Below are 24137 nucleotides of genomic sequence, written 5' to 3' on the forward strand. Positions count from 1 at the left end.
CGACAACGAGGAGAGACTCATGGCGAAGAAGAAGATGAATGCCCTGGAAGTTGCCCAGTCACCGCTGTGGCCGACTGCAATCAAGTCCCGATACAGGGACGGGCGCATTCGCACGATCAATGACGGCGTGTGGTTGGTGCGCAAAATCCCCCTCATGCCCATGACGGATGCGAAGTCCGATGAAGAGCGCTACGCCGCGGGTGTGCCGATCATGAATGCCACGCAGGAGCTCGCTCACATCACTGCGACGTTTGGCAAGAATCGGGCACTGAACAAGTCCGGATACCGTGTCGTGAAGTTCCTGTCGATCAACACTCCAGTCCTCTACCGAGCACCGAAAGATCACCCCATTCGGTCAAAGCTCAACGAGTGGTTCGGTGACAAGGTTGTGCGCGAGAAGATCTGCGTCATGGCCGTGAAGCTCGTTGACTCGCTGGGCGCAGGCCGCGACATCAAGGGTGCTATGGATTCGGCGTGGCAATCCTTTGTCACAGGTGGCATCCCTCTCGAAGACTTCGACCGAGATGCAGCCACCGTCTCCAACGCCCTTCACCGAGCAGGTTTGGTCGCTCCAGACGAAGGCGAAATGCGCATCCTCGATGCCTGGTGGAATCACGGATCCCATTCAGATACCCCGTTCATGCCTCACTCTGACCACCTGCATGTCTTCTCCGACACCGATTCGATGGCTATTGCCGATCGTGCCGGCCTTGACGACTGCTCGAAGTGGCCAAGAATGCAAGGACAGTTTTCCGTCAGCTTCGCGGCTGTTTCATCAGTCGACATCGAACCGACGGACAAGTTCACCGCAATCAGTCCAGAAGCCTCATGGGCCTCCCAGCTGACTCAGTCCGGTGCCCTGGTGGTCTCGATTTCAGGCCGGATCGAACCGGCGAAACAGACGCGGTCTGAACTGCGTCGCAACCGCAAGAAGTACGTGGAGGACATCAAGGAACGCCAGGAACAAGGCGCGATGAGCCAGGCTGATGAGGAAGAGCACCATGGGATGCTCCAATCGATGGAAGGCGCCTATGCCGGACGCGGGGCACCGGCGACAATCGTCGATTGCTCAATCGTGGTCGGGTTCTCGGGCAAAAAGGACTTCTCGCTCATGGGCAACGATTCCATCGTCGAGCTCAATCCGATGATTAATCGCCAACCGCAGGCCATGGCTGAGACTTGGTTGGGCTCGTCAGTGCGTGCCAACCCTTACGCTCAAGAGCTGCCGATGACGACCATCGCCGCCTCGGGAATCAACGACCTCTCGCGCGTCGGCGACAAGTCAGGTGCCAGCGTGGGACTGACCGAACGTGACTCGCGCATGGCCTATCTTTCGCCCACCGCGGCGTCGAATAAGGACGGACTTCCCGTGGCGCTCGTGCCGGGCGCGACTGGCTCAGGAAAAAGTTTGCTGCTTCTGTGGTTGGCTCACCAGTTCTCTTTGATGAAGCGTCCCAACATCATCATCGACCCCAAAGCCCTTGGAGTGAACACTCCGATTGTCACACCTTCCGGGTGCAAGACGATTGCAGAACTCCAGCCCGGCGACGAGATCATCGACTCCACCGGCAATGTTCACCAGGTGACTTCGAAGTCAAAGATCTTCACCGAAGACGAAACCACCGTCTACCGTGTCCACACAGGCGATGGACAGTCCACCATCGCCGACGGTGCGCACCGGTGGATCATCGTTGACGGCGGCAACCGTCGAGTCATGACCACATCGCAGATCCTGACTGAATATGGGGAGCATCCCTTCGCCACTGGTGACATCTGCCTGCCGATGCCCGAACCGCTCATTGGCCGCGAGACTGACCTGCCCGTCGAACCGAAGACTCTCGGCTCCTGGATCGCCGGAGATGATGTCGGTGACGCCGTCTCTGCCGTTTGGCCAGAAATGGCAACACGCAGTCCTGAATCACGCATGATTCCGGCTGCTTACCACCGCTCCAGCATTGCCCAACGTCAGAGTCTCATCGCACCAATCCTCGCGCGGCTGGGTACAGTCGCCGGCAGTGGTCGAGTCACCATTGATATGACGGCCAGCGTGGCCAAAGACGATCTCGTCGACTTCATTCGCACCTTCGGATACCGCGTCTTCACCACCGACGAGGCGATCACATTCGTCGCCGATAGAACACTGAACGTGCTCACCGACGACGGCTCGGTGCTTGCCGAGTCTGTCCCAGACTCCGAGCGCGCGATGCCAGTGGTCTCGATCTCCGAAGTCGACTACGAACCAGTCCAATGCATCTCCGTTGATTCTCCCGACCACTCGTATCTCACAGGCGGCTTCCTCGTCACCCACAACACAGGTTCAGACCATTCGCAGGCGGTACTGGCCTCCGGTGGTCAGATTGCAAGCTTGGATGACATATCCAAGTCCGACGGAGTCTTTGACCCGATCCGGTTCATGATGAAGCAGAACACCGACAAGGGTGAGGCTGGTTCCGTCCAATCAGCTGCCGATCTTGCCGCTTCAGCGATCTTGCAGATCAACCCTTTCGGCCGCGATGCCGATGATTACGAGGTTCTCCTCAACAGGGGCCTGCTGTTCGGCGTCGACAATGGCGCCCAATGTACGGGGCAGGCGCTGAGTTTCGTCGAAGCTAATCTGGGCGAACTCGCTCACACCGATCGAGACCGTGAGGACTTCATCCAAATTATCTCCCGTATCCGTCAGGCGACGCACTCCCCGGCAATCCGGTCGGTCATCGGGATGGACCCAACTACAGCGCCGCTGGGTGTTGCTGAGGGAACGACATTGATCAAAGTCGGAGAATCCCACCTCGATCTACCGCAGCCAGGTCATGACCCGCAGAGTATGCAGCAGCGTGCGGCGATGGCGTTGGTGCGCATGATGGTCTACGGATCGGCCATGGCCCTGACGGGACGCGGGGGAGTCCTTCACCTTGATGAGGCGTGGACGTTCCTGCAATCGTCAGCCTCGGAGGTCGAGCGACTGGGTCGCCTGGCTCGAAGCCAGGAAGTCCTGCCCATCTTGTACTCCCAGAGAGTCAAAGATGCCGTCGATGCAGGTCTGAGTGGTTACATCTCGCGCGGCCTCATCATGCATATCAAGGATGAGACCGAGGCGCGACTGGCCTGCCAGTTGTTCAATCTCGAGCCCACTGAGGAGAGGATCGGGCGTATCACAGCTGAGGATCACATCAGCAATGGCGGTCAGCTCATCCCGAACTTCAATTCGCTCAAAGCTCTGCGTGAGGGAGGCGAAGATGAAGCGGGAGAAGTCATTCGCGGTGCAGTGGCCCTCTACGCCGACCTGTCGGGTGAACGTGCAGTGCCGACGGAGATCAACATTCCTTCCGAGTTCTTCGAGCTGATCTCGACTAATCCACTCGATATTGCACGCCGCAACGAACGACTTCATCAGCGTGACGCGTCCAAGATGGCCGTCTGAGGCCCGATCCGGTCACCTGCAACACGGGCGAAGTGCGAGTGGCCGGATCGGAGGCAGCATGGTGTTACAGGCCGTTGACCTTGGAGTATATGAGAATTTCCGGGCCTGAGTAGCCACGACTGTCAGCGAACTCTATAGAGAGTATGACGACACAGACAGCTACGCAGCCTCTCGGACGAAAGCTCAGCCGCGCTCAGGCCGATGCGGAAATCGCCGCAATTGGCCAGGCCGTACTTTCGGGCGACCTGCCCGAAGACGCCGGTCGCCGGCAGGTTGCTGAGATCTTCTTAAGCTCCGACGTCGGTGCACAGATCAGCTATCACTTCCGTGCCCGGTCGACCCAAGACATGGTGGACCTCGCCGATTCGGGTCGAGACCTGGTCCTCGACAAGCTGCTCAACGATGCTGTTTTCTACGACTTCAACAAGGCCGACGGGCGCAAGTTCTCCAGCTGGGTCTTTGGCATGATGCTCTCTGCCAAGCCCGCGTTGGAGAAGAAGCACCGCATCGTCCAAGACCGCTACTGCCCTGTCGAATCTGTCGGTGAGTACTTCGCGGACAACCAGGAGCCGGAGCCGATGTTCACCTCCACGCCCAAAGTGGAGACCGAAGCACTGAAGAGCCTCGAACCCGAAGCCGATGTCTTCGAAGAGTTCGCCGACCAGAGCGAACGCTTCCTCAAGCGCTACCGGTCTCGCGAAGAGCGCATCTACGTCTGCGCCCAGTTTCTTCATCGCAAACTCCACCTCCCACCGCTTGTGAGGCCCACTGACGCCGCGGAAAGACTGTCCATTCTGGCTCGCCTGAGGGAGGAGCCGAAGCTGGCACACCGGTCACTACTGGCCTTCTATGACCTCATTCAGGGCCGCGAGATCCCCAGTGACATCGGCGACGACCTATTGGCACTGTGGGATGACCTGAGCTTTACTGACGTAAAACGTCTGCTCACGTCAGCCGGGGCCAAACATATCGCCGTCGTCGCCGAGGCGGCCGTCATGCAGTTGCTCATCCCAGCCAAGACGGCTGTGAAGGCGATGCAGTCAAATCTGAAGAACATGGTCACCTCCAACGACTCGACGCAGTGGAAGAAGCTGTCGAAGGACCTCTTCGACTCGTTCCTTGCCAGGGAGTGCGAACCCGCGTCCAGGCATTCGCCGTTGTGGAACTCGATCAACGGGGACGAGGACATCCATGCGAAACGCCAGATTCTGGCGGGAGAGTTCAACACGCTGTGCCAGCAGGTCATCGACTTCTCCGGGCAGCCGCTGGGCGAGACGGTCGAGGAAATCACCGGCGTGTTCATCGACATCTGGGAGGAGGCCTATCACCGTGACAACCTCTCGAAAACCTTCGCCGAAGTCATCGGAGAAGGCGAGGGTCCGACTGAGACGCAACTTTGCGCATAGATAGATAAAGAGACACCACGATGAAGGCAGGCTTGTGAGCAACCCCAACACGAAGGAACTCAAACTCCCCGCTAAGTTCGACCCGGCCAAACACGCCGCCATTATGGAGCGCAAGGTTAAGGAAGAGCTCGGCAGCGACTGGTCGATCAGTCACATCGACAAACAGCGGTGGCGCCTTGTCGCCGTACGTCACACCTCGATGACATCAATGAACGATGAGGGTGAGACTGTCGTTCTTGAGCTGGCCAACGGCACAAAGATGTCAGATGCCCCAGCTATTGCCGCTCGGTTCGAGAAGATGAAACCCGGCTACTACCTGACAAAGTTCGAACCATTCCTCAAGCCTGGCCGAGCCACCATGCAGAAGTTCGACAAGGCCACTAAGCGCGCCCGAGGCGCTGTTGCCAACGCCCTCGGCGTCCAACCTTGGGCGATTGTCATCAACAACCGATCTGATGGCGGATACGATCTTGAGCTGCCAGATTCCTACACGCCGTCCAAGCACGACGAGAAGCTTGAAGAAGTCGCGACAGACATTGTCGGCGGACCCGGTTGGTTCACCCGCATTGACCCTCGTTCCCTCGAAGCTTCCATCATCCCCTCGGACCCGCCGACTTTCTCCCAGCTGATCCCGTATCCCACTGATGCCAAGGTCACTGCGTTCGCACCTGGGTCGAAAGAGTGGGCGAAGATTCCACTGGGTGAGCGCCTGCCGGCACCGGGGGAGAAGCATGGAGAAACCTTCATCATCGATTTCGAATCGGGAATGAATTCTCAGGTTGGCGGAACGAGTAACTCAGGAAAATCGGTCTTCCTCAATGACATCGTCGCCGGAGTTCTCGCCCGAGGTGCAGAGCTGGCCATCATCGACACCCCGGCGAAAGCTGTCGATTTCGAGTGGTGCAAGCAATATGTCCGCCCTGAAGGGTGGGGATGCGAATCGATCGACGAGGCAGCCGCCGTCATGTCGAAGATCTACGCCGAAGGCGACAAGAGGGCGAAGGTACTCAAAGAGTACGGAGTGCAGAACTGGACCCAGCTCCCAGCCGATGCTCAAGAGGCCGCCAAGATGCGGCCCATCTTCCTCATCATGGACGAGGTCACCGGTCTGTGGGCACTGGAGACAGTGCCCAAGGGCCTCGAAAAGGATCATCCCATGCGGATTGAGGCCCAGGACGCGAACACTGCGAAAGAGATCTTGAAACTGAAGTACTCGAAGACTGCTGCCGAGATGAGGTTCGTGGGCATAAAACTGGTTCTTTCCTCTCAAGTTGCCTCGACCGATACCGGAATCGGCACGGCGCTGAGGACGAATCATCAGAACAAGATCCTCCTCGGCGTGAACCCCACCGAAGGCAACCGAAAGCTGGTATTCCCCGACCCTGCCGCGGTGCCGAAGGTGCCCGAGCACATCAGGTCCAACGCCAAGGTGGGCAAGGGCGTGGGGACGGCTGCCAACGAAGGTGACGAAGCGTGCGTGTTCAAGCCCTACTACGCCTCGACACAAGAGCTTGGAGACTTCCTCAAGAAGTTTGGAGTGCCCACTTTCGAGGGGCAGAGACCGACACGGGCCACGATGGAGCAGTTTGTCCCCACCTCAGGCCCGTCCGACGACGGGGACGAGACCGCCAAGCGTCGCAAGAAGATGGAGGCTGAAGCCATGATCGACCCTGAAACCGGGGAGAAGATGACACCTTTCGAATACGCGAACAAGCAAAAACGACTGTCAGTGCGCAAAGGCGACGCTGACGAGATGAGCGGAGAAAACCAGTGAAAGAAAACAACAGGAAACGCAAGGCCGTCCTTGGCGCGGCCGCTGCTGCCAGCCTCGCCGTCGTACTCGCCGGTGGATATGCCATCAGCGAGCAGGTCAATGACGAACAGGCTCAGTCCGATAGTGGCGACTACAAGCCGAAATACACGATCAACGCCGATGATGAGCCGACCAAGAGCCCATCGAGTGATGGCGAGGACAACCGGGCGGCCCCACACGATCCCAGTGACACGTCGAGGCTGCCCGACCGTAACGACGGTGATGATGGCAGGTATGGACCTGAACGTGGTGACGAGCCCGGTCAGCAGAACTACGCCCTGCCAGACACCAACTCAGGTCTACCAGAGCTCCCGGATCCAGCTGGTCCAAAGACCGAGGACAAAGAAGACGATAAGTCAGACGATAAGCGTGGCGCTAAGGATCAAGACAGCGGCGGCACAACCGAAGATCCTGACGACGTGTCGCAGCCACCCGGCGACAACGGTGGGTCCGACTCAGATGCAGGCGATGAGCCTGGCGATGGCAGTTCTGACGACACACCCGGAGACGGGACCGACAACCCCGGTGATGGCGGCTCTGATGGGTCCGACGACAACCCCGGTGGCGGGACCGACGAGCCTGGCGACGGAGGAGACAACCCTGGAGACGGGGGCGGCTCTGACGGCGAGGATCCTGGCCCTGGCGATGGCGGAGGCAATGACGGCGGAGGTGACGACGGCGATGGATCGGACAACCCCGGAGACGGTGATGGCGGAGACGACGGTGGTGATGTCGGACATGGCCCCGTCGACGTCGCAGACCTCGTTGACTTCATCAACGACAAGCGGGGCGACTCACCATTCACCACCCCGGACAAGTTCTCAACCGAAGACCCGGATGCTGACTTGTATGAGAAGCACGAGTCCAAAGACATCGTGGTCACCGATGCTGACGGCACACCACTAGGAGTGTGGTCGGAAATGGACTTCGCGCAGAAGCGGGAGTTCCTCAAGAATTACCCGAATGCCGATGATCTGACTCTCTATGGAGTCGGCGATGGTGAGAAGTCGACCATGACGATCACCGAGTATCGCCTCAAGCCACCGGAGACAGAAGATGACCACTACAGCGTCGATGCAGGCTCGTCGGTGAAGCTGACGTTTGATGACCTGACGAAGAACGACAAGGTCCTCGACGGTGAAGTTACCGAAGTCACCGGCGACGACGTCAAAGGTCTGACGTGGGATGCCAATTCCGGTGAGATCTCCTTCGACGCCTCGGAATATGAGCCCGGCGAAGAAGTGACGTTCACCTACAAGGTTCGTCACACCCAGGATCGAGACAAGAATCGCTCCGGTCAGAATGACGAGGCTGAAGGAAAGGTCACCATCACCATTGGTGAGGACGGCAAAGCCCACGCCAGCGCCCCAGCCGAGAAGTCCAAGAGCGCCGAGCTCGCGGATGCGAAACCAGACGATGATGAGAAGTCGGCCGAAGCTGATGAGACCTCATCTGATGACGCTGATGATTCCAAGTCTTCAGATGAAGCTGGCGATGACGACGAGAAGAAGCCAGATTCCATGGTGAAGGTCTCGAACGATATGGCGATCGCGCCGGTCGACGAAGAGGATTCTGAGGGCTCGAACGAATCCACCACCGCGGATGATGCCGGCAAGAGCCCAGAGAAGGTATCGAACGATATGGCCCACGGGACTGTCGAGGATCCTGAGTCGACTGATGACGATGAGTCGCAGAAGCCTGATGCCAGCGGTGAAGAGGCGCCCAAGGACGAGAAGTCCGATGACGATCAGAAGTCGGTCGCTCCTAAGGCTGTCGATACTCAGCCAGCTAAGAAGAAGGTCGATTCCACGGGCGACAGCTCGTCGAAGAAGAAGTCGAGCAAACCAAAAGGCACCGAGACTCAGCCTGCCGAGAAGCCAAAGTCTGAACCTGCACCGAAGGCCGTCAACATACAGCCCGCTAAAAACAAGGCAGCTCCGGCGCCCAAGGCTGAGGCTCCGAAGAAGGCTGTCGCTAAGGCTCCGACGAAAACGGTGGAAAAGCCAGCGAGCTCACCCACACAGCCAAAGGCACCCGTGGCAAAAGCACCAGCGCCCAAGGCTCCCGAGAAATCGAGTAGCGTGACGACGAAACGTGCCTCGAATCCGAAGTCGCTTCATTCTCCGTCCTCGGTTCCGAAGGCTCCGGCGAAATCAGACGGCGGTACGAGTGCCGAGAAGGCGCCCGCACCAAAGGCGAAATCCGGCCAGTCCACCGGTGCCTCAGCGTCTCCATCGGGGGCCAAGTCCTCGGAGCCTAGCAGCTCGAGTCCAGCCCCATCGAAAGGTGGCGGACAAACATCAGGTGATGGGGCATAGACCTAGTGAACGCAATTCCAATTCAGAAGGACACACCATGACAATCATCGACAACGACACCGACCTGACCGCACTTCCTTTCGTCGTCATCACCCTCGACAAGGGCACCCAGGAGACGGAGTACCACGGCTGCACATCTGCCTCCGAGGTCCTCGACTTCGTCATCGACGGCTACTCTGACCTCGATGACACGGAGGCGCTCAAGGCCCGCATCTCTCTGATCGAGGATTCGGTTATTCCGGTCGTCACCGAGCTTATCTACGGCGGCTACCTTGCCGAGAACGGGCAGAAGCATCTGGAGCAGCGTGACGAGGAGATTCTGCTCTCGCGCTTCAAGGATGATTTCGGAATCATCGACTGGACGCATGAGGAGATCCCGCTCATCGTCGCCAGCACACAGTTCTCGCCGAACACCGATACTCCACGACCTACGGGCAATGTTGAGATCATCGAGGTCGACAACGAACTGGCTGTCATCCGTGCTCTGGCCAGCAAGAAGATCCTCAACGTGATGGAGAACAACGGCTGAGGAAGACCGAACGAGTCCCTGCACCTGTCGACTGCGCCGAGAATCGGCGCATAGATAGGGGTAGGGACTTTTTCGTATCAATACACGGAGCACTGAATATATGGCTGATGGGACGACTTCCAAGGGCAATTCGACGAAAGTGAAGATCGGAGCAATTGTTGCGATTGTGCTTGCGCTACTGGTCACAGCGGTGTCTTGTTCCGTGAATACGCTGCTGTCCGACCCGACTTCTCAGTCGAAGGCCACAGATTCGAAGACGCCGAACCCGTCTTTCACTATCCCCGCCGATGAGGGTGATGAGGGCGACGATGACGAGACGGATAAGTCAGCCTCGAACGAGCCGTCAGACACTTCAAATCCGTTTGGTGACCCAGGCCGTGACAATGCCTCGGGCGGCCAGCCAGATGATGGCAGTGACACTTTTGCGATGCCGCAGGCACCTTCGGACAACGCGCCCTATATTCCTGACCCGACCGGCCCTGGCAGCTCTGATGACGACGAAGAAGACGACAAGGGCACGAAAGGCGATGAGGGGGACAAGGGCTCTGATGATCGCGAAGGCAGTTCGCCCATCGTCCCTCCAGGCCCACCGAACCCGAACCCCGGTGATGACGATGATGCCGGCAGCGGTTCGTCGGACGGTGACGATGGCACCAACACGGCTTCAGCTTCAGCCTCGGCTAACGCCAACAACGATTCCGACGGCAGTGGCAGTGACCCCGATTCGAATGCTGGGTCCGATTCTGCCCAGAACGGCAACGATGACAGCAGCGGCGATAACGCTTCATCCGACGCCTCGAGTTCAGACGGTGGCTCGACTGGCTCCTCGGATGGATCCAGCAATAGCGACGGCTCCGACTCCAACGCGAATGGCAATGCCGACACCGGTGGCGGGGACGACGGTGAAGATCCTGACCCGCAGTACCCGCCAGTGGCCGAAGATTCGGTAGTCAACGGGCTCAATGACAAGCGCGGCGAAGCTGGGGCCACACTTCTTGTGACCGAGGCGCCGGAGGATAAGGACGCCTTTGAGACCTCGGACCCGTTCGGCCAGATCGAGGTCACAGTCACGGACGGCGATGCTATCGATGAGCTGTTGGCTTCAGCTCTCGATCGGTTTAACCTCCTGCGTGACTATGGCGAGGATGCTGTCGTCGTGGTTCATGTCGAGACCGAGGAGAGTGCCGACGGCATTCGTGTCAGCGTCAGTTACGAGGTCTTCACTCCGATTGAGCCGGTTGCCGAAGACGATGAAGCCACCATTGACACTGCGAAAGACGAATCAGCGCTCATCGATGTCACTGGCAACGATGACTTCCACGGTGACATCACTATCGCAATTGTCGATGCTCCGAAATATGGCCAGGCAGCCGTCGAAGGCACCTCAATCCGCTACACACCAGAAGGCGGAGACTCAACCAGCGATTCGTTGAAATATTCGCTCACTGACTCCCGCGGAAAGACCGCCGAAGCCAAGGTGACGATCGCCATCGAGCGGTCTGATGAGTCCAGCGAGCCAGAGCCAACAAAGTCTGTTCCAGTCTCGGTGCCGACTGCTCAGTCAGCGAAAGAGTCAGCTCCGGCTCAATAGGCGTGATTGACGGTGGAGGTGGTACTAACTAGTGCTCGTACCGAAACCATGAGTATTTCGCGGTGTTGCTGAAGACGTTTCGTAGCCCACTCATCATCTTTTGAGTGGGCTCGAAGCGCAGAAGATGCGTACTGCCAGGAGGTGACCTGACCAAGCAATAGAGCAAGCACGTCGACTGCGTTGTCACCAAAGAATTCAGTGAGGGCAGCGACCTTAGGCGCGTAGGCTTCGATCTCATCGGCCGATGCCTCAGCTCATTCCAAGTTCGCCCATGAGGTGAGTCGCAGAATCTCCGGATGAGCGACGAGGTAGTCGAAGAGTGCTCCTGCATACACAGGTAGGTCTTCGGCAGTGAAAGGCACCTCCTCAGCCATCTCCGTCAGCGCTGTCGCCACTACCAGATCGAATAGGTCACCCTTCGGTCCGAAATGGACGTAGATCGATCGTTTATTGACCCGCCCTTCGTCAGCGATCCGATCCACACGGGCTCCAGCGAGACCGAATTGCGCAAACTCGGCACGCGCTGCGCTGAGAATACGTCGCTTGGTGTCAGTGGCATCTGGTGGCATACCCCCAGTCTAAAGGTAACCATCTGGTTATTGACGGCAGGGTCGTCCTGTGACAAGCTTTCGTCCGTAAGTATCCAGATAGTTACCTAAGGAGTAGTCATGTCCCAGAAGATCCTCATCACCGGCGCCAGCAGCGGATTCGGTCAGGGAGCCGCACTTGAACTCGCCCGTCAGGGCAACGAGGTGATCGCAGCAGCTGAGACTTGGCCCCAGGTCCGCAGCCTTCGTGCTGATGCTGTCGCAGCTGGAGTCGAGCTGACAGTCATCAAGCTCAACCTGCTCGACAGTATCGATGTCGCACATGCAGGAACATTCGACGTGGACGTGCTCGTTCTCAACGCTGGAGTCATGGAAGGCGGAGCCGTCGTCGACATTCCGATGCAGCGCGTGCGGGAATCGTTCGACATCAATCTGTTCGGGCACCTCGAACTGGTCCAGGCAATTGTGCCGAAGATGATCGCCCGCAAGAGTGGTCGAATCGTGTGGACGTCGTCCATGGGCGGGATACTCGTCGTGCCATTCCTTGGTGCCTACTGTGCCACCAAGCACGCGATCGAAGCTGTCGCCGGTTCGATGAAGGCCGAGCTCGAGCAATTCGGAATCAAGGTCGCCACAGTCAATCCAGGTGTCTTCGGAACCGGGTTCAACGACACTGGCGCCGAGAGCTACGTGCAGTGGCACAATGCCGACACCGCGCACGTTCCGATGCCTGACTTTGGCCCCTCGCTTGCGGATCAGGCGGACCCTCAAGAGATGGTCGATGCAATGGTCGAGACAATCATCTCCGACGACCCGGACTACAGGACCATGAGACCGCTGGAGACCATTGAGGCCGCCAAGCAGTGGCAGGAAACTGAGTGGACGCAAAAGGCCTGAGACCAGGTATCACCAGAAAGGAATTGATCATATGTCACACCCCACGATCACACTGGAAGCCGCGAGCAAGATCATCGACGCCGGGCAAGAGAAGGCGCGCGATCTCGGCTTGAACGCCGTCTTTGCAGTACTCGATGGCGGAGCGAATCTTGTCGCCTTCCAACGAATGGACGGAGCTTGGTTGGCGTCCAACGACCTTGCACTGGCGAAGTCGCGAACCTCGGTCATGTTCGAAGCACCGAGCGAGGCCCTGAACTCGCCATTACAAATTGGAGAGCCGTTCCCACACTTTGACCATACGAACGGAGGGCTCCTTCTTATGGGTGGGGGAGTCCCGATACTCGACGACGAGGGACAGCTCATCGGCGGGCTCGGAGTCTCGGGTGGGACTCCGGAGCAGGATGCTGAGATCGCCCAAGCAGCAACCAGCTAAGCAACATCCACTGCCGCATGACTGTACGACGAGCGAAGCGTTGAAGTAATCAACAGGCAAGTGGGGAATCGAGCCATCTCGGTTCCCCACTCCTCTATTCAACGACAGCATTTCATTCGGCCAGGAGGCACTATGTCAACCGAGCCAAGATTGGATGCTCAGTTGCGTGGATGAGCATTGGCTGCCTTCAGCGTCATTCACCGATGCTCCGATGGCTTAACAGCCAGCATTCAAGCATGGATGGGATTCGCACGGTTCGGGAACTTATCGGAGCCGACGAATAGAAACAAGCGCGAACCGAAAGGCAATAGGCTGCACTCGACCGCGTCGATCAAAGCGTAGGCGATCTCCTGCCGGTGGGTTTCTCTCAACTCTCTCTGCCATTGCGTGCCGATATTCACTGCAAAATAACTTGGACCTAGCTGTCGGCGAACCCGCCATGGGATTCGTACCGGTGGAGGGGCCGATGCCGAAGGCTTCCTGCCTTCATCTCAAAATTTCGAATGTACATGCTTGGCAACCTAGCCGCTTCCAACCTGGTAGTCAGACGCACCGCACCTAATCGCACACTACAGCGACTGTACCGCCCTATTCCTATACAACTCCCGAAGTGATACGCTTCACATCTACACACGATGGAGGTTCCAATGCGCAAGAAGAGCCAGCTTCGGGTTCTGGTGACAGCCATAGCATTCGCAGGAATGCTTTCGCTCTCAACCGCTGGGTCCGCGTCTGCGGCCGAAGACGCCGCGTATTCCGGGGAAGCCTTAGGAGTTATATCTGTACCGACCCAGCGGACTTGCGGGCAATCCTTCAATCCAACAATCAGGGGCGGAAAAGCTCATTGGACTATCGACTGTGTAAACGGAAACGCAGGCATAAGCGGTTGGGTACAAGATACGCGGTCGGACGGAAAATGTATTCAAGTTAAGGCAACATGGAGCAATGGAACTACAAAATTGTCGCCCCGCGCTTGCCCGAAAGGTAGCAAAAAGTCGTTTCAACTCCGTGGCACCGGCAAGACCGTTAAGGCTTATGTATTCCAATCGTGACTATCCGGCAAGGAGTGACCGTAAAGATGTCTATAAAATACCGACAGGGACACCGTAAATTGGCGCTTGGCCTGGCTTGCACGGCCTTAATCGCCACGGCCGTTATTGCTGCACCTGCAAGCGCTCATGCTCTTAATAGTACTTCGAGCCCAGCTTCACGCGGAGCAGACAGCGTCGCCGCTCCAGCAGACGTGCTCGCTAGCGCGCCAAGATACATTACGGGCTATACTAGCCACTGTGAACTGCGACTCAAGCAACGCGGTATAAGCAAGGGCCATGCCGAGTCTGTGGTTGAGACGAACTGGCGCAAGGCTTATAAAGACAGGCAGCATGGAACTTGGCAATATCAAGACAAAAGCGTACTTATTTCGCTCAATAACAGCGGTGCATGTGTTACAGCTACTCGGTTGTGATTTACATGAATTATGATTTCGAAAAGTTTCATTATACTACTGACTCTGAGCATAATATAACGTATATAAACTTTTCTAAGGCGCATGCTGCAGCCGATTCGGTCATTACCTTACATTCAGTCAAGCGCGATGATCCTCAAATCAACGTGGATATCTTTCATGACGGTCGACTAGCTGGAATTGAAATACTTTCTTTCGACAAATATCTTCCTAAACTTGTGCTGCAAGAGATGGGAAGCCGCTCTTCCGGTAAACTTACTTTGACATTGTTAAGTGATTATATAATATTCGATAATTCCGATACGCTAGAACCGGTCTCGCAAACGACTTTGCGCAGCTCGTTAAACGATCTGGAGGCTCGCTGTTTATTTTCGAGTCAGGGAGTTCTCGTTGGTATAAAGTTTTCGGAGGCAGTGCGTTTTTAGCAATCATGCTAGGATCGTGTGTTGATTTCTCTGCCAGGGTTCCCAACGGATATTCTGTGTCTCCGCGTCGATTTCTAAACTTGCTCGCGGGGAATTGAAAGCTGGGCGAGGTAATTTATGTGCATCGCGGCCACCTGCCGCCAATCTCGTGGTCAGCGAAGCAGGTCGCCGCATCGATTTGAATCAATGCGGCTATCCCTTGCCCTGGATTCGTCTATTTCTTAGCGGCGAGCTCAGCGTTGCGTTCGTCGATGAGCTTCTTCATCCGACGCCTGGTTTTGAGACTTCCACCGGGGTATTCGGAAAGGTCTTCGTCCTCATGCGTTTCGGGGATGGCCATCGTCTCTGGAGTCGTCTGCTCCGGTTCGTCCTGTGGCATCGGCTTGACCGCAAACATCGACATGATCTCTTTGATGTCATCGGAGGTGAATCGGACGGCAGATCGATTGATGCGCAAATGCGGCAGTTCGCCATTGCGAGTCCCATCGCGAAGGAAATGGACACCGCATTGCAAGATGGTCGCGGCTTGCTCGGGGGTATAGACACACGGCATTCCATTGGGAACGTAAATGTCCTGCCCCTGGGTGTGCATGACGGCCAGGGGAGAGTGGGTGGGCTCAAGCGAGGGTGCATCTACTGAAGTCTGCGATTCTTTGCTCATACCCTCTCTACGTGCGGCAGTTCGGCTCATGTTCGTAGAAGTTCGCAAATTCTTTGAAAATCTTCACTCGGGAGCCTCCCGAAGGGGGTGCCGCACGGTGGCCGCATCATGCGGCCAATGGAGCTGAACGAACTGCTATTCCAAACCCATCATCATCGTTAAACCCCTAGAATCCAACGAACGATATGGTGCCAAAAGAGGCTTCAAGCGGGTTCGATTCCCGTCATCCCCTCCAGCTGCCGGTCGGACCATGTGGTCCGGCCGGTTTTTCGGTTCCCGATCGCTCTGTCGGCCGCAGCGCGGTGGGTTCCGGTAGAATCTCCTTCTGCCCAGCACCGTGTGCCCGGGTTCCCGCATCAATTCTGCACGACCGAGGCGGCACCGTTCATCACTGATGGTGGCCCACGGCAGAAAGCCATTTCCCATATGAGTCCCGAGCCCCAGCAGCGGCGAGTGCCCTGGCCCCGACTGAACCGCCGACAGGTCCTCACAGGTGCACTCGCAGGTGCAGGTCTCCTCGGCGCAGGCTTCGTGACTTCCTCAGGCACGGACTTTCTCGCCCCTGCGCGCCGGACTGATCCCCTCCGCTCCGCCACCGTCGCCTTCACCTCTGGGACCGCGCGCGAAGGCATCGGCATCGAGATGGCGCAGCACTTGGAGGCGAACTCACGTGTCATGCCCGGAATAGAAGACCTGGGGCCGGCGGCACGACAACAGCAATTCCTGGACCGGTGCACTGCATGGATCACGCAGCTGCCCGAACACCGTCGCGATCTTGCCACCTCGGCGCTTCTCGATCTGTGGGTGCTCACCGACTCCCTTCCGGCGACGGTGGCCAGCTGGGACCGGCCGTGGCGATACATCTGGCCGCGGGATGCGGCGTTCGCTGCGGTTGCTTTGGCCCGAGTCGGAATGCTCGACCTGGCGTGGCAGCACCTTCTTCACCTGCAGTCACTGCAATCGGAGGACGGGTCATTCGCGGCACGGTTCACCCCAGACCTGGGGCTGGCCCCGGACGAGCGCCCATCTCAGTTCGACGCGCTTGGACTCCTGCTCTGGGCCGTCAGCGACGTCCATGCTGTGGGGGCCCGGACCACCGGACGAAATGAGGGAGTGGTCGCCCTCGAGACGATGGCACCGATGCTGCGTCGCTCTTCCCAGCGCCTGCTTCACCTCACCGAGCGGGGAACAGTGCTGCCCCCGGTGTCGTCCGATTACTGGGAGGTCAGTGAATCCCAAGTCACGCTCGGCACAGCGGGACCCACATTGTTGGGCCTGCAGGCACTTGTCAGACTGGCAGAGCACAGCAGTGGACTGTGGGATCACATCGATGGGGGAGCCGACGCGCTCGGCGACAGCTGCAATGCGTTCGAAGCGACATTCTCTCGAACATTCATCGCCAATGGACTGCAACGCTACCCGACCTCGGGAGGACTCGATTCGGCGGTGGCCTATCTGCCCGCGGCCGGGGCGGGCCTGGACCTTGGAGAATCGACCCTTGATCACGTCTGGGAGAGACTGCGCCAACCCGCTGGCGGGATCAAACCGGGGCATGGGTGGATCTTCGATCACACGAGCTGGACTCCGTCGACATCACTCATGGGAGTCGGGTTCGCCCGCATCGGCGCCACAACACAGGCCGATGGGGTGCTCGACTGGTTGGGCAGCCATCGCACGCAAGCCGGCTCCCTTCCCGAGAAGGTCAGTGCAGAAGGCGCGGCAGTGTCCGTGGCACCTCTGTCGTGGACGGCATCCAATGTGATCATCACTCTCGACGAGCTCCATCGCCCCCGATCCTGACCCGAGCTGCCGGTGCCTCCGTGGCGGCATGTGTTCACGGTGCACGGCTCCGCTGTCCATCAGAACCGGCATCGATTGCGCTCCTCGCGAACTCCGGAACTGCGGCGGCCCGTCTGTTTCGTGTTTTGTCCCGTGTTTCGCGTAATATGGGTGACTGCGTCTTGCGGACGTGCGCGATCTCATCGTGGACTTTCGCTCCCTCCAGGTCACCAGATGGCCGATTATGCATGACTGTCGAAATTGAAAGGTCGCACTGTGAAGAGCTCCGTCGAGCAACTCGACCCCACGCGGGTCAAGATCAGCGTGGATGTCCCATACGCCGAACTCAAGCCGAGCATCGACGAGGCATACAAGACCATCGGTGGCCAGGTCACCATTCCGGGCTTCCGCCAGGGCAAGGTCCCTGCGCGCATCATCGATCAGCGCGTTGGCCGACCCGCAGTGATCCAGGAGGCCGTGAACAACGGTCTTGACGGGTTCTACCGCGAGTCCGTCGAAGAGCACGATCTCAAGCCATTGGGCCAGCCCGAGGTCGAGATCTCCGAAGTCCCCGGCCTCGACGGCACCGAAGACGGCGACCTGACCTTCACTGTCGAGGTCGACGTGCGCCCCACGATCGAACTGCCTGCCTACGACACCATCAGTGTCGAGGTCGACCCGATCGAGGTCACCGATGAAGACGTCGATGCCGAGCTTGAGCAGCTGCGCACCCGCTTCGGAACGCTGAGCTCCGTTGACCGTCCTGCAGCCAAGGACGACTTCGTGACCCTCGACCTCGTCGCCACCATCGACGGCGAAGAGATCGACACCGCCTCCGACATCTCCTACCAGGTTGGCGCCGGGACCATGCTCGATGGCATGGACGAAGCCCTCGACGGTCTGTCGGCAGACGAGACCACCACCTTCGAGACCACCTTCGCGGGCGGAGAGCACGCCGGCGAAACCGGAACAGTCTCCATCACACTCAGCGCGGTCAAGGTTCGCGAGCTGCCAGAGGCTGACGATGACTTCGCTCAGCTGGCCAGCGAATTCGACACGATCGACGAGCTGCGTACGGACCTGCGCGAGCAGGCTGCGAAGCAGAAGGAGACCGACCAGGGTGCACAGGCACGCGACAAGGTCCTCGAATCACTGATCGAGACCCTCAACGTGCCCGTTCCCGAGAAGGTCGTCACCGACGAGGTTGAGCGTCACCTCGAGTCCGAGAGCCGCGTGGATGACGATGAGCACCGTAAGGAGGTCACCGAGGAGACCGAGCGCAATCTCCGCACCCAGTTCATCCTCGACTCGATCGCCGAAGCCGAAGAGGTTGAGGTGACACAGCCCGAGCTCATCGAATACCTCATCTCTGCGTCACAGCAGTACGGCATGAACCCGAATGAGTTCGCTCAGATGCTCGACAGCTCCGGACAGGTCAACGCACTGGTCGGAGAGGTCACACGCCGCAAGGCCCTGGCCGCTGCTCTCGCCGGTGCTGTCGTCAAGGACACAGCAGGCAATGTCGTCGATATGGAGGAGTTCACCTCTCCAGCTGCGGAAGAGGCACCTGAGGTCGTCGATGACTCAGATGATGCCGTCGCAGCCGAAGGCGACGACGATAACTGACTTCCAACCGCTTCGGCGGTGACAGAGCCGACAACGGTGGGCACGGAGAATATTCCGTGCCCACCGTTTCGCATAGGTGCATCGGTCGGCCGCAGCCAGGTGCGGGCCTCATCCGGCACGAATCTTCCCAGCAGATGCAGGGGAATCCGGTGCCCGATCACGCTGATGGCGAACACAGGCGTTCCGACGGACTAAATCCGACCGGAGAGCAGTTAGAGTCCATATCAAGCCAACCAAAGACCAACAGGAGTGAAACGTGAGCGCACATGAAATGACAGCGCCCGTCGGCCTCGACGCCGGTGGAGCAATGGGTCTCGATGACCATATTTTCAACCGCCTGCTCAAAGAGCGCATCATCTGGCTCGGTTCGGAAGTGCGTGACTCCAACGCCAACGCGATCTGTGCTCAGATGATGCTGCTGGCGGCGGAGGATCCCGATGCGGACATCTCGCTGTACATCAACTCCCCGGGTGGCTCGGTCACCGCGGGAATGGCGATCTACGACACCATGCAGTACATCAAGCCAGATGTCTCCACCGTCGCCATGGGAATGGCCGCATCGATGGGGCAGTTCCTGCTGTCATCCGGTGCACCGGGCAAGCGGTTCGCCACCCCCCACGCCCGCATCCTCATGCACCAGCCGTTGGGTGGAATCGGCGGCACCGCCACCGACATCAAGATCCAGGCAGAGCTCATCCTGCACATGAAGAAGCAGATGGCAGAGCTCACCGCCGAACAGACAGGCAAGACCCTGGAGCAGATCCTCAAGGACAACGACCGCGACCACTGGTTCACCGCCGAAGAAGCACTGGAATACGGCTTCATCGACAAGATGGTGACCCGTTCGTCCGACGTCACCGACAACTGAGTGGGAGTCAAGGAAGAATGAATTCAATGAACTTTATGCCAGGGTCCACCGCCGGCAACATGCCGCAGTCCCGCTACGTCATGCCCCAGTTCGAAGAGCGGACTCCCTACGGTTTCAAACGCCAGGATCCCTACACCAAGCTCTTCGACGATCGCGTGATCTTCCTGGGCGTCCAGGTTGACGACACGAGCGCCGACGACGTGATGGCGCAGCTCCTGGTCCTCGAATCACAGGACCCTGATCGTGACATCACGCTCTACATCAACTCGCCGGGTGGCTCCTTCACCGCGATGACTGCCATCTACGACACGATGCAGTACATCAAGCCGGAGATCCAGACTGTCTGCCTCGGTCAGGCCGCCTCGGCTGCTGCCGTACTCCTGGCAGCCGGCACTCCGGGCAAGCGTCTGGCTCTGCCCAACGCCCGAGTCCTCATCCACCAGCCTGCGATGGAGGGCCAGGGACAGGGACAGGCTTCGGACATCGAGATCCAGGCCGCAGAGGTCTTCCGGATGCGCCAGTGGCTGGAGACGACTCTGTCGGACCACTCCAACAAGTCACCGGAGCAGGTCTCCAACGACATCGAACGTGACCTCTTCCTCACCGCCGAACAGGCGAAGGACTACGGTCTCGTCGATCAGGTTCTGACCTCTCGCAAGGCGGTCTGAGACACACGAACATCGTCGGGCCCGGACAGTCATCGGCTGTCCGGGCCCGAAGCGGTCTGTGCTGCGAAGTTGCCACCTGGTGCGGCGCCGAGTAGTTTGGGCCTTCTCAACAGCATGGGTGCGTCCATCTTCTCCGACACACCGAATGACGGTTCTGGCCGCTCATGTCAGTCCCGTATGGGAAGCTATTGAGGTACAGGAAACACGAGCGGTAGAGTTGGGGCCAGGTGCCCCGGCGGAAGGTTGTGACAGTGGCTCGCAGTGCGGACGGAGCAGACCTGCTCAAATGTAACTTCTGTGGGAAATCCCAGAAGCAGGTTCGGAAACTCATCGCCGGACCTGGCGTCTACATCTGCGATGAATGCATCGGGCTGTGCAACGAGATCATCGAAGAGGAGCTCAGCGAAGGCACCTCCGAACACACCGATATCGAACTGCCCAAGCCGCGCGAGATCTTCGACTTCCTCCAAGAATACGTCGTCGGTCAGGAACCGGCGAAGAAGGCCCTGTCCGTGGCCGTGTACAACCATTACAAGCGCATCCGCTCCCTGCAGAGCGACGAAGATACGAAGACCCTGGGTTCCGATGACACCGAGGTTGAGATCGCGAAGTCCAACATCCTCCTCGTGGGCCCCACCGGATCGGGCAAGACCTACCTGGCGCAGTCGCTGGCGAAGAGACTGGATGTTCCCTTCGCCGTTGCAGACGCGACAGCACTGACGGAGGCCGGCTACGTCGGCGAAGACGTCGAGAACATTCTGCTCAAACTCATCCAAGCCGCGGACTTCGACATTCAGAAGGCCGAACACGGCATCATCTACATCGACGAGATCGATAAGATCGCACGCAAGTCGGAGAACCCGTCGATCACCCGAGATGTCTCCGGCGAAGGTGTCCAGCAGGCGCTGCTGAAGATACTCGAAGGCACTCAGGCCTCCGTGCCGCCGCAGGGCGGACGCAAACATCCCCACCAGGACTTCCTCCAGATCGATACCACGAATGTGCTCTTCATCGTCGCGGGAGCCTTCGCAGGCATGGAGGAGATCGTTGCCGGCCGTAAGGGCAAGCACGGCATCGGGTTCGGTGCGCTCCTGCAGTCGAAGAACGACGAAGAAGACCTCTACGCCGATATCCTGCCCGAAGATCTGCTGAAGTTCGGACTCATCCCCGAGTTCATCGGACGCCTGCCCGTACTGGCCACGGTCTCCACACTGGATCGTGCGGCGCTGATATCGATCCTCACAGAACCGAAGAATGCCCTGGTCAAGCAGTACCAGCGCATGTTCGAGTTCGACAATGTAGAGCTTCGTTTCGAGACCGACGCCCTTGAAGCCATCTCCGACCTCGCACTCCTGCGCGGCACCGGGGCACGTGGACTGCGATCCATCCTCGAAGAGGTCCTGCAACCGGTCATGTTCGATGTTCCCTCCCGGGAGGACATCGCCGAGGTGGTCGTGACCAGGGACGTCGTGGACAAGAACGTCGCCCCCACTCTGGTGCCTCGTGAACAGCCTCGTGCATCCAAAAAGTCAGCCTGAGTCGTCTCATTAGATGAGGCTGTTCGCTGATACCAGGCCTCTGAAATACGACAACTACCGCCGCCTCTGGGTGGCCAACATCGTCACTGTCATCGGTGCTCAGATGACTGTGGTCGCTATTCCCGCACAGATCTATCACATCACCGGATCGTCCGGCTACGTAGGTCTCAGCGGTGTATTCGGGCTGGTTCCGCTCATCGTGTTCGGACTGTGGGGCGGTTCACTGGCCGATGTCATCGACCGTCGCAGGCTGCTCGTCATCTCCACAGTCGGCCTGATCATCGCGAGCTCGCTGTTGGCTCTCATCGCAGTCATGCAGCTTGGAAACGTGTGGCTGCTGCTGTCCGTATTCTCCTTGCAACAGGCCTTCTTCGGCCTGAACCAGCCGGCCAAGGGCGCACTCCTGCCGACCATCGTTCCGCTCGAACTTCTCCCGTCTGCCAACTCGCTCAACATGACGGTCATGACATTGGGCGCCGTCGCAGGACCGATCATCGGCGGTGCTCTGATACCGGTCGTCGGCTATCAGACGCTCTACATCCTGGATGCGCTGTTCCTGGCCACAACTCTCTACGCGGTGCTGCGTCTGCCCCCATTGGTCCCTCAGAAACAGCCCGACACGCGCGCGGGTGTCAAAGGAGTCATCGACGGCTTCCGCTACCTGGCGACGAACACCGTCGTCATGGTGTCACTGCTGGTCGACGTCATTGCGATGGTCTTCGGAATGCCCAGAGCACTGTTCCCGCAGATCGCGACCGAGTCCTTCGGCGGTCCTCCGGCCGGAGGCATCGTCTTCTCTCTGCTGTTCGCGTCTCTGGCAGCAGGCAGCGCCTTGGCGGGGATCTTCTCAGGCTGGGTATCTCGCGTCGAACGTCAGGGCTTGGCAGTGATCACAGCGATCCTCGTCTGGGGCACCGCCATGTCTGTGTTCGGCCTGTCCCTGGAATTCGCCTCAGGGTTCTGGGCGGCGGCTCTCATCGTCGCGCTTCTCGGCCTGGCCATCGGCGGCGGCGCCGACATCATCTCCTCCGCATTCCGTTCTACGATGCTGCAGGAGGCTGCCAGCGATGACATGCGAGGTCGCATGCAGGGTGTGTTCATCGTCGTTGTCGCAGGCGGACCACGCATTGCCGATGTTCTGCACGGCACTGTCGCGGTGTTCACGAATACGACAATCGCCTCCGCCGGAGGGGGCCTCATCGTCATTGTGCTCGTCATCGCCTGTGCGTTGATCTTCCCGAAGTTCCGTCGCTATCGCGTGGAGCGCGGGGGAGCGGGGCAGCGCCGGACGTCGGTGGCCTGAAGCGCTCGTCCCATGCAGCGAGCCCGAGGCTACCCGGTGTTGCTTCGGGCGGCCTCGGGCTCGCATTGCGCTGCAGCTGGAACACTTTCTGAGGGAGAGCGCTTCAGCCCTGATCTGGCTAGGCTTGTGCGGTGTACACGGCGTTCTCAGCAGGCTGGACGACGACGAAGCCGGGGCCGTGGAAGGCAAGCTGAACCGATTCACCCGAACCGCGACCGAAGAAGGTCCCCACGCTGACGTCGGTCTTGATCTGCGGCGCCAGAGATGAGGACCAGCACACCGCGGCCTGCGGGTCGACGAACGTCGGCTGCTGTGAGCAGTCGAGGACCATCGGCTCGCCCTTGCAGCAGATGGCAGCAGTGCCTTGGCCGTTGAGTTCGAGGTTGAACAGCCCGGAGCCGCTGGCCATGGCACCGATTCCGCCCTTGATCCGCTTGATCTCCCAGTTGAGAGCATCATCGAAGGCCAAGAGGTTCGCGGTGTTGACCGTCAGAGCATCCTGCTGACCTTCCATAGCCATCATGAAGATGTTCGAGGCCTCTCGAGCGAAGAACACCTCTCCGTGGCCCTCGACCTTCATCACATTGCCGCCTTCACCGGTGGCGGCCTTCTTCATGAACTGGCCCACCGACTTCGACCCCTGGTGAGCGAAGCGGACGTCGCCCTGGTAAGCGACCATGGCACCCTTTGTGGCGATCATGGGCGCATTGGGCGTGATCACAGTGCGCAGCATCTTATTCGATTGCAGAGTCCAGCGATCCTGGTTCTGGATCTCGGCGTTTCGCTTCGAAAAGAGTTCACTTCTCATCGTTCAAGAGCCTTTCGTCCTAGAAGAAGCCTCGTACTCC

The 24137-nt window shown here is 58.9% G+C and carries 18 protein-coding genes; 15 read left to right on the forward strand and 3 right to left on the reverse strand.

Annotated elements, in window-relative coordinates; genetic code table 11:
* The first annotated feature begins 19 nt into the window (after positions 1 to 19).
* The 6 genes from FO013_RS05065 (at position 20) to FO013_RS05090 (ending at position 11078) form a co-directional block, all read left to right on the forward strand.
* Entirely contained in the window at positions 20 to 3421 is a 3402-nt protein-coding gene (locus FO013_RS05065; protein WP_143921506.1) for an ATP-binding protein, read from the forward strand.
* 143 nt (positions 3422 to 3564) lie between these two features.
* Positions 3565 to 4827, forward strand: a complete 1263-nt coding sequence (locus FO013_RS05070; RefSeq protein WP_143921507.1) for a hypothetical protein — start codon at positions 3565 to 3567, stop codon at positions 4825 to 4827.
* Between the two features lie 34 nt (positions 4828 to 4861).
* On the forward strand, positions 4862 to 6601 hold the full coding sequence (locus tag FO013_RS05075) for an FtsK/SpoIIIE domain-containing protein (protein WP_143921508.1): 1740 nt from the start codon (positions 4862 to 4864) through the stop codon (positions 6599 to 6601).
* The gene (locus FO013_RS05080; RefSeq protein ID WP_143921509.1) at positions 6598 to 8958 is read left to right on the forward strand and encodes a hypothetical protein; all 2361 of its coding nucleotides are present in this window, start codon (positions 6598 to 6600) and stop codon (positions 8956 to 8958) included. The genes FO013_RS05075 and FO013_RS05080 overlap by 4 nt, the downstream gene beginning before the upstream one ends.
* Before the next feature lie 37 nt (positions 8959 to 8995).
* Positions 8996 to 9487: a hypothetical protein gene (locus tag FO013_RS05085; protein ID WP_143921510.1), complete on the forward strand. Its 492-nt coding sequence runs from the start codon at positions 8996 to 8998 to the stop codon at positions 9485 to 9487.
* Between the two features lie 202 nt (positions 9488 to 9689).
* Positions 9690 to 11078, forward strand: a complete 1389-nt coding sequence (locus FO013_RS05090; protein WP_186292997.1) for an Ig-like domain-containing protein — start codon at positions 9690 to 9692, stop codon at positions 11076 to 11078.
* Positions 11079 to 11332: 254 nt separating this feature from the next.
* Here the strand turns inward: FO013_RS05090 and FO013_RS22620 are convergent, their stop codons facing one another.
* Positions 11333 to 11647, reverse strand: coding sequence for a TetR/AcrR family transcriptional regulator (locus FO013_RS22620; protein WP_222103583.1), 315 nt, complete (start codon positions 11645 to 11647; stop codon positions 11333 to 11335).
* Positions 11648 to 11746: 99 nt separating this feature from the next.
* Here FO013_RS22620 and FO013_RS05100 point away from each other — a divergent pair, with 99 nt between their 5' ends.
* The 3 genes from FO013_RS05100 to FO013_RS23235 all read left to right on the forward strand — a co-directional run bounded on the left by FO013_RS05100 (position 11747) and on the right by FO013_RS23235 (position 14846).
* Positions 11747 to 12523 (forward strand): SDR family oxidoreductase, encoded by a 777-nt coding sequence (locus FO013_RS05100; protein WP_143921512.1) that lies wholly within the window; start codon positions 11747 to 11749, stop codon positions 12521 to 12523.
* A 31-nt stretch (positions 12524 to 12554) separates the two neighbouring features.
* Positions 12555 to 12956 carry a GlcG/HbpS family heme-binding protein gene (locus FO013_RS05105; RefSeq protein ID WP_143921513.1) on the forward strand — a complete coding sequence of 134 codons (402 nt, stop codon included), beginning with the start codon at positions 12555 to 12557 and terminating at the stop codon, positions 12954 to 12956.
* 1470 nt (positions 12957 to 14426) lie between these two features.
* Positions 14427 to 14846, forward strand: coding sequence for a DUF2283 domain-containing protein (locus FO013_RS23235; RefSeq protein WP_186292998.1), 420 nt, complete (start codon positions 14427 to 14429; stop codon positions 14844 to 14846).
* A 214-nt stretch (positions 14847 to 15060) separates the two neighbouring features.
* Here FO013_RS23235 and FO013_RS05115 read toward each other — a convergent pair whose 3' ends face one another.
* Positions 15061 to 15507: a helix-turn-helix domain-containing protein gene (locus tag FO013_RS05115; RefSeq protein ID WP_186292999.1), complete on the reverse strand. Its 447-nt coding sequence runs from the start codon at positions 15505 to 15507 to the stop codon at positions 15061 to 15063.
* A 426-nt stretch (positions 15508 to 15933) separates the two neighbouring features.
* Between FO013_RS05115 and FO013_RS05120 the strand changes: the two genes are divergently transcribed.
* From FO013_RS05120 to FO013_RS05145, 6 genes are all read left to right on the forward strand, one after another.
* Positions 15934 to 17307, forward strand: a complete 1374-nt coding sequence (locus FO013_RS05120; protein ID WP_260848003.1) for a hypothetical protein — start codon at positions 15934 to 15936, stop codon at positions 17305 to 17307.
* Between the two features lie 255 nt (positions 17308 to 17562).
* Entirely contained in the window at positions 17563 to 18912 is a 1350-nt protein-coding gene (tig, locus tag FO013_RS05125; protein WP_143921516.1) for a trigger factor, read from the forward strand.
* A gap of 271 nt (positions 18913 to 19183) precedes the next feature.
* The gene (locus FO013_RS05130; RefSeq protein ID WP_101618803.1) at positions 19184 to 19780 is read left to right on the forward strand and encodes an ATP-dependent Clp protease proteolytic subunit; all 597 of its coding nucleotides are present in this window, start codon (positions 19184 to 19186) and stop codon (positions 19778 to 19780) included.
* A 26-nt stretch (positions 19781 to 19806) separates the two neighbouring features.
* Positions 19807 to 20448 carry an ATP-dependent Clp protease proteolytic subunit gene (locus FO013_RS05135; RefSeq protein ID WP_029417364.1) on the forward strand — a complete coding sequence of 214 codons (642 nt, stop codon included), beginning with the start codon at positions 19807 to 19809 and terminating at the stop codon, positions 20446 to 20448.
* A gap of 251 nt (positions 20449 to 20699) precedes the next feature.
* Positions 20700 to 21986, forward strand: coding sequence for an ATP-dependent Clp protease ATP-binding subunit ClpX (clpX, locus tag FO013_RS05140; RefSeq protein WP_143921517.1), 1287 nt, complete (start codon positions 20700 to 20702; stop codon positions 21984 to 21986).
* A gap of 13 nt (positions 21987 to 21999) precedes the next feature.
* On the forward strand, positions 22000 to 23289 hold the full coding sequence (locus FO013_RS05145) for an MFS transporter (protein WP_143921518.1): 1290 nt from the start codon (positions 22000 to 22002) through the stop codon (positions 23287 to 23289).
* A 118-nt stretch (positions 23290 to 23407) separates the two neighbouring features.
* Here the strand turns inward: FO013_RS05145 and FO013_RS05150 are convergent, their stop codons facing one another.
* Entirely contained in the window at positions 23408 to 24097 is a 690-nt protein-coding gene (locus FO013_RS05150; RefSeq protein WP_143921519.1) for an AIM24 family protein, read from the reverse strand.
* Positions 24098 to 24137: the final 40 nt, after the last annotated feature.

This window comes from Brevibacterium aurantiacum, assembly GCF_007558825.1.
GTDB lineage: Bacteria > Actinomycetota > Actinomycetes > Actinomycetales > Brevibacteriaceae > Brevibacterium > Brevibacterium aurantiacum_A.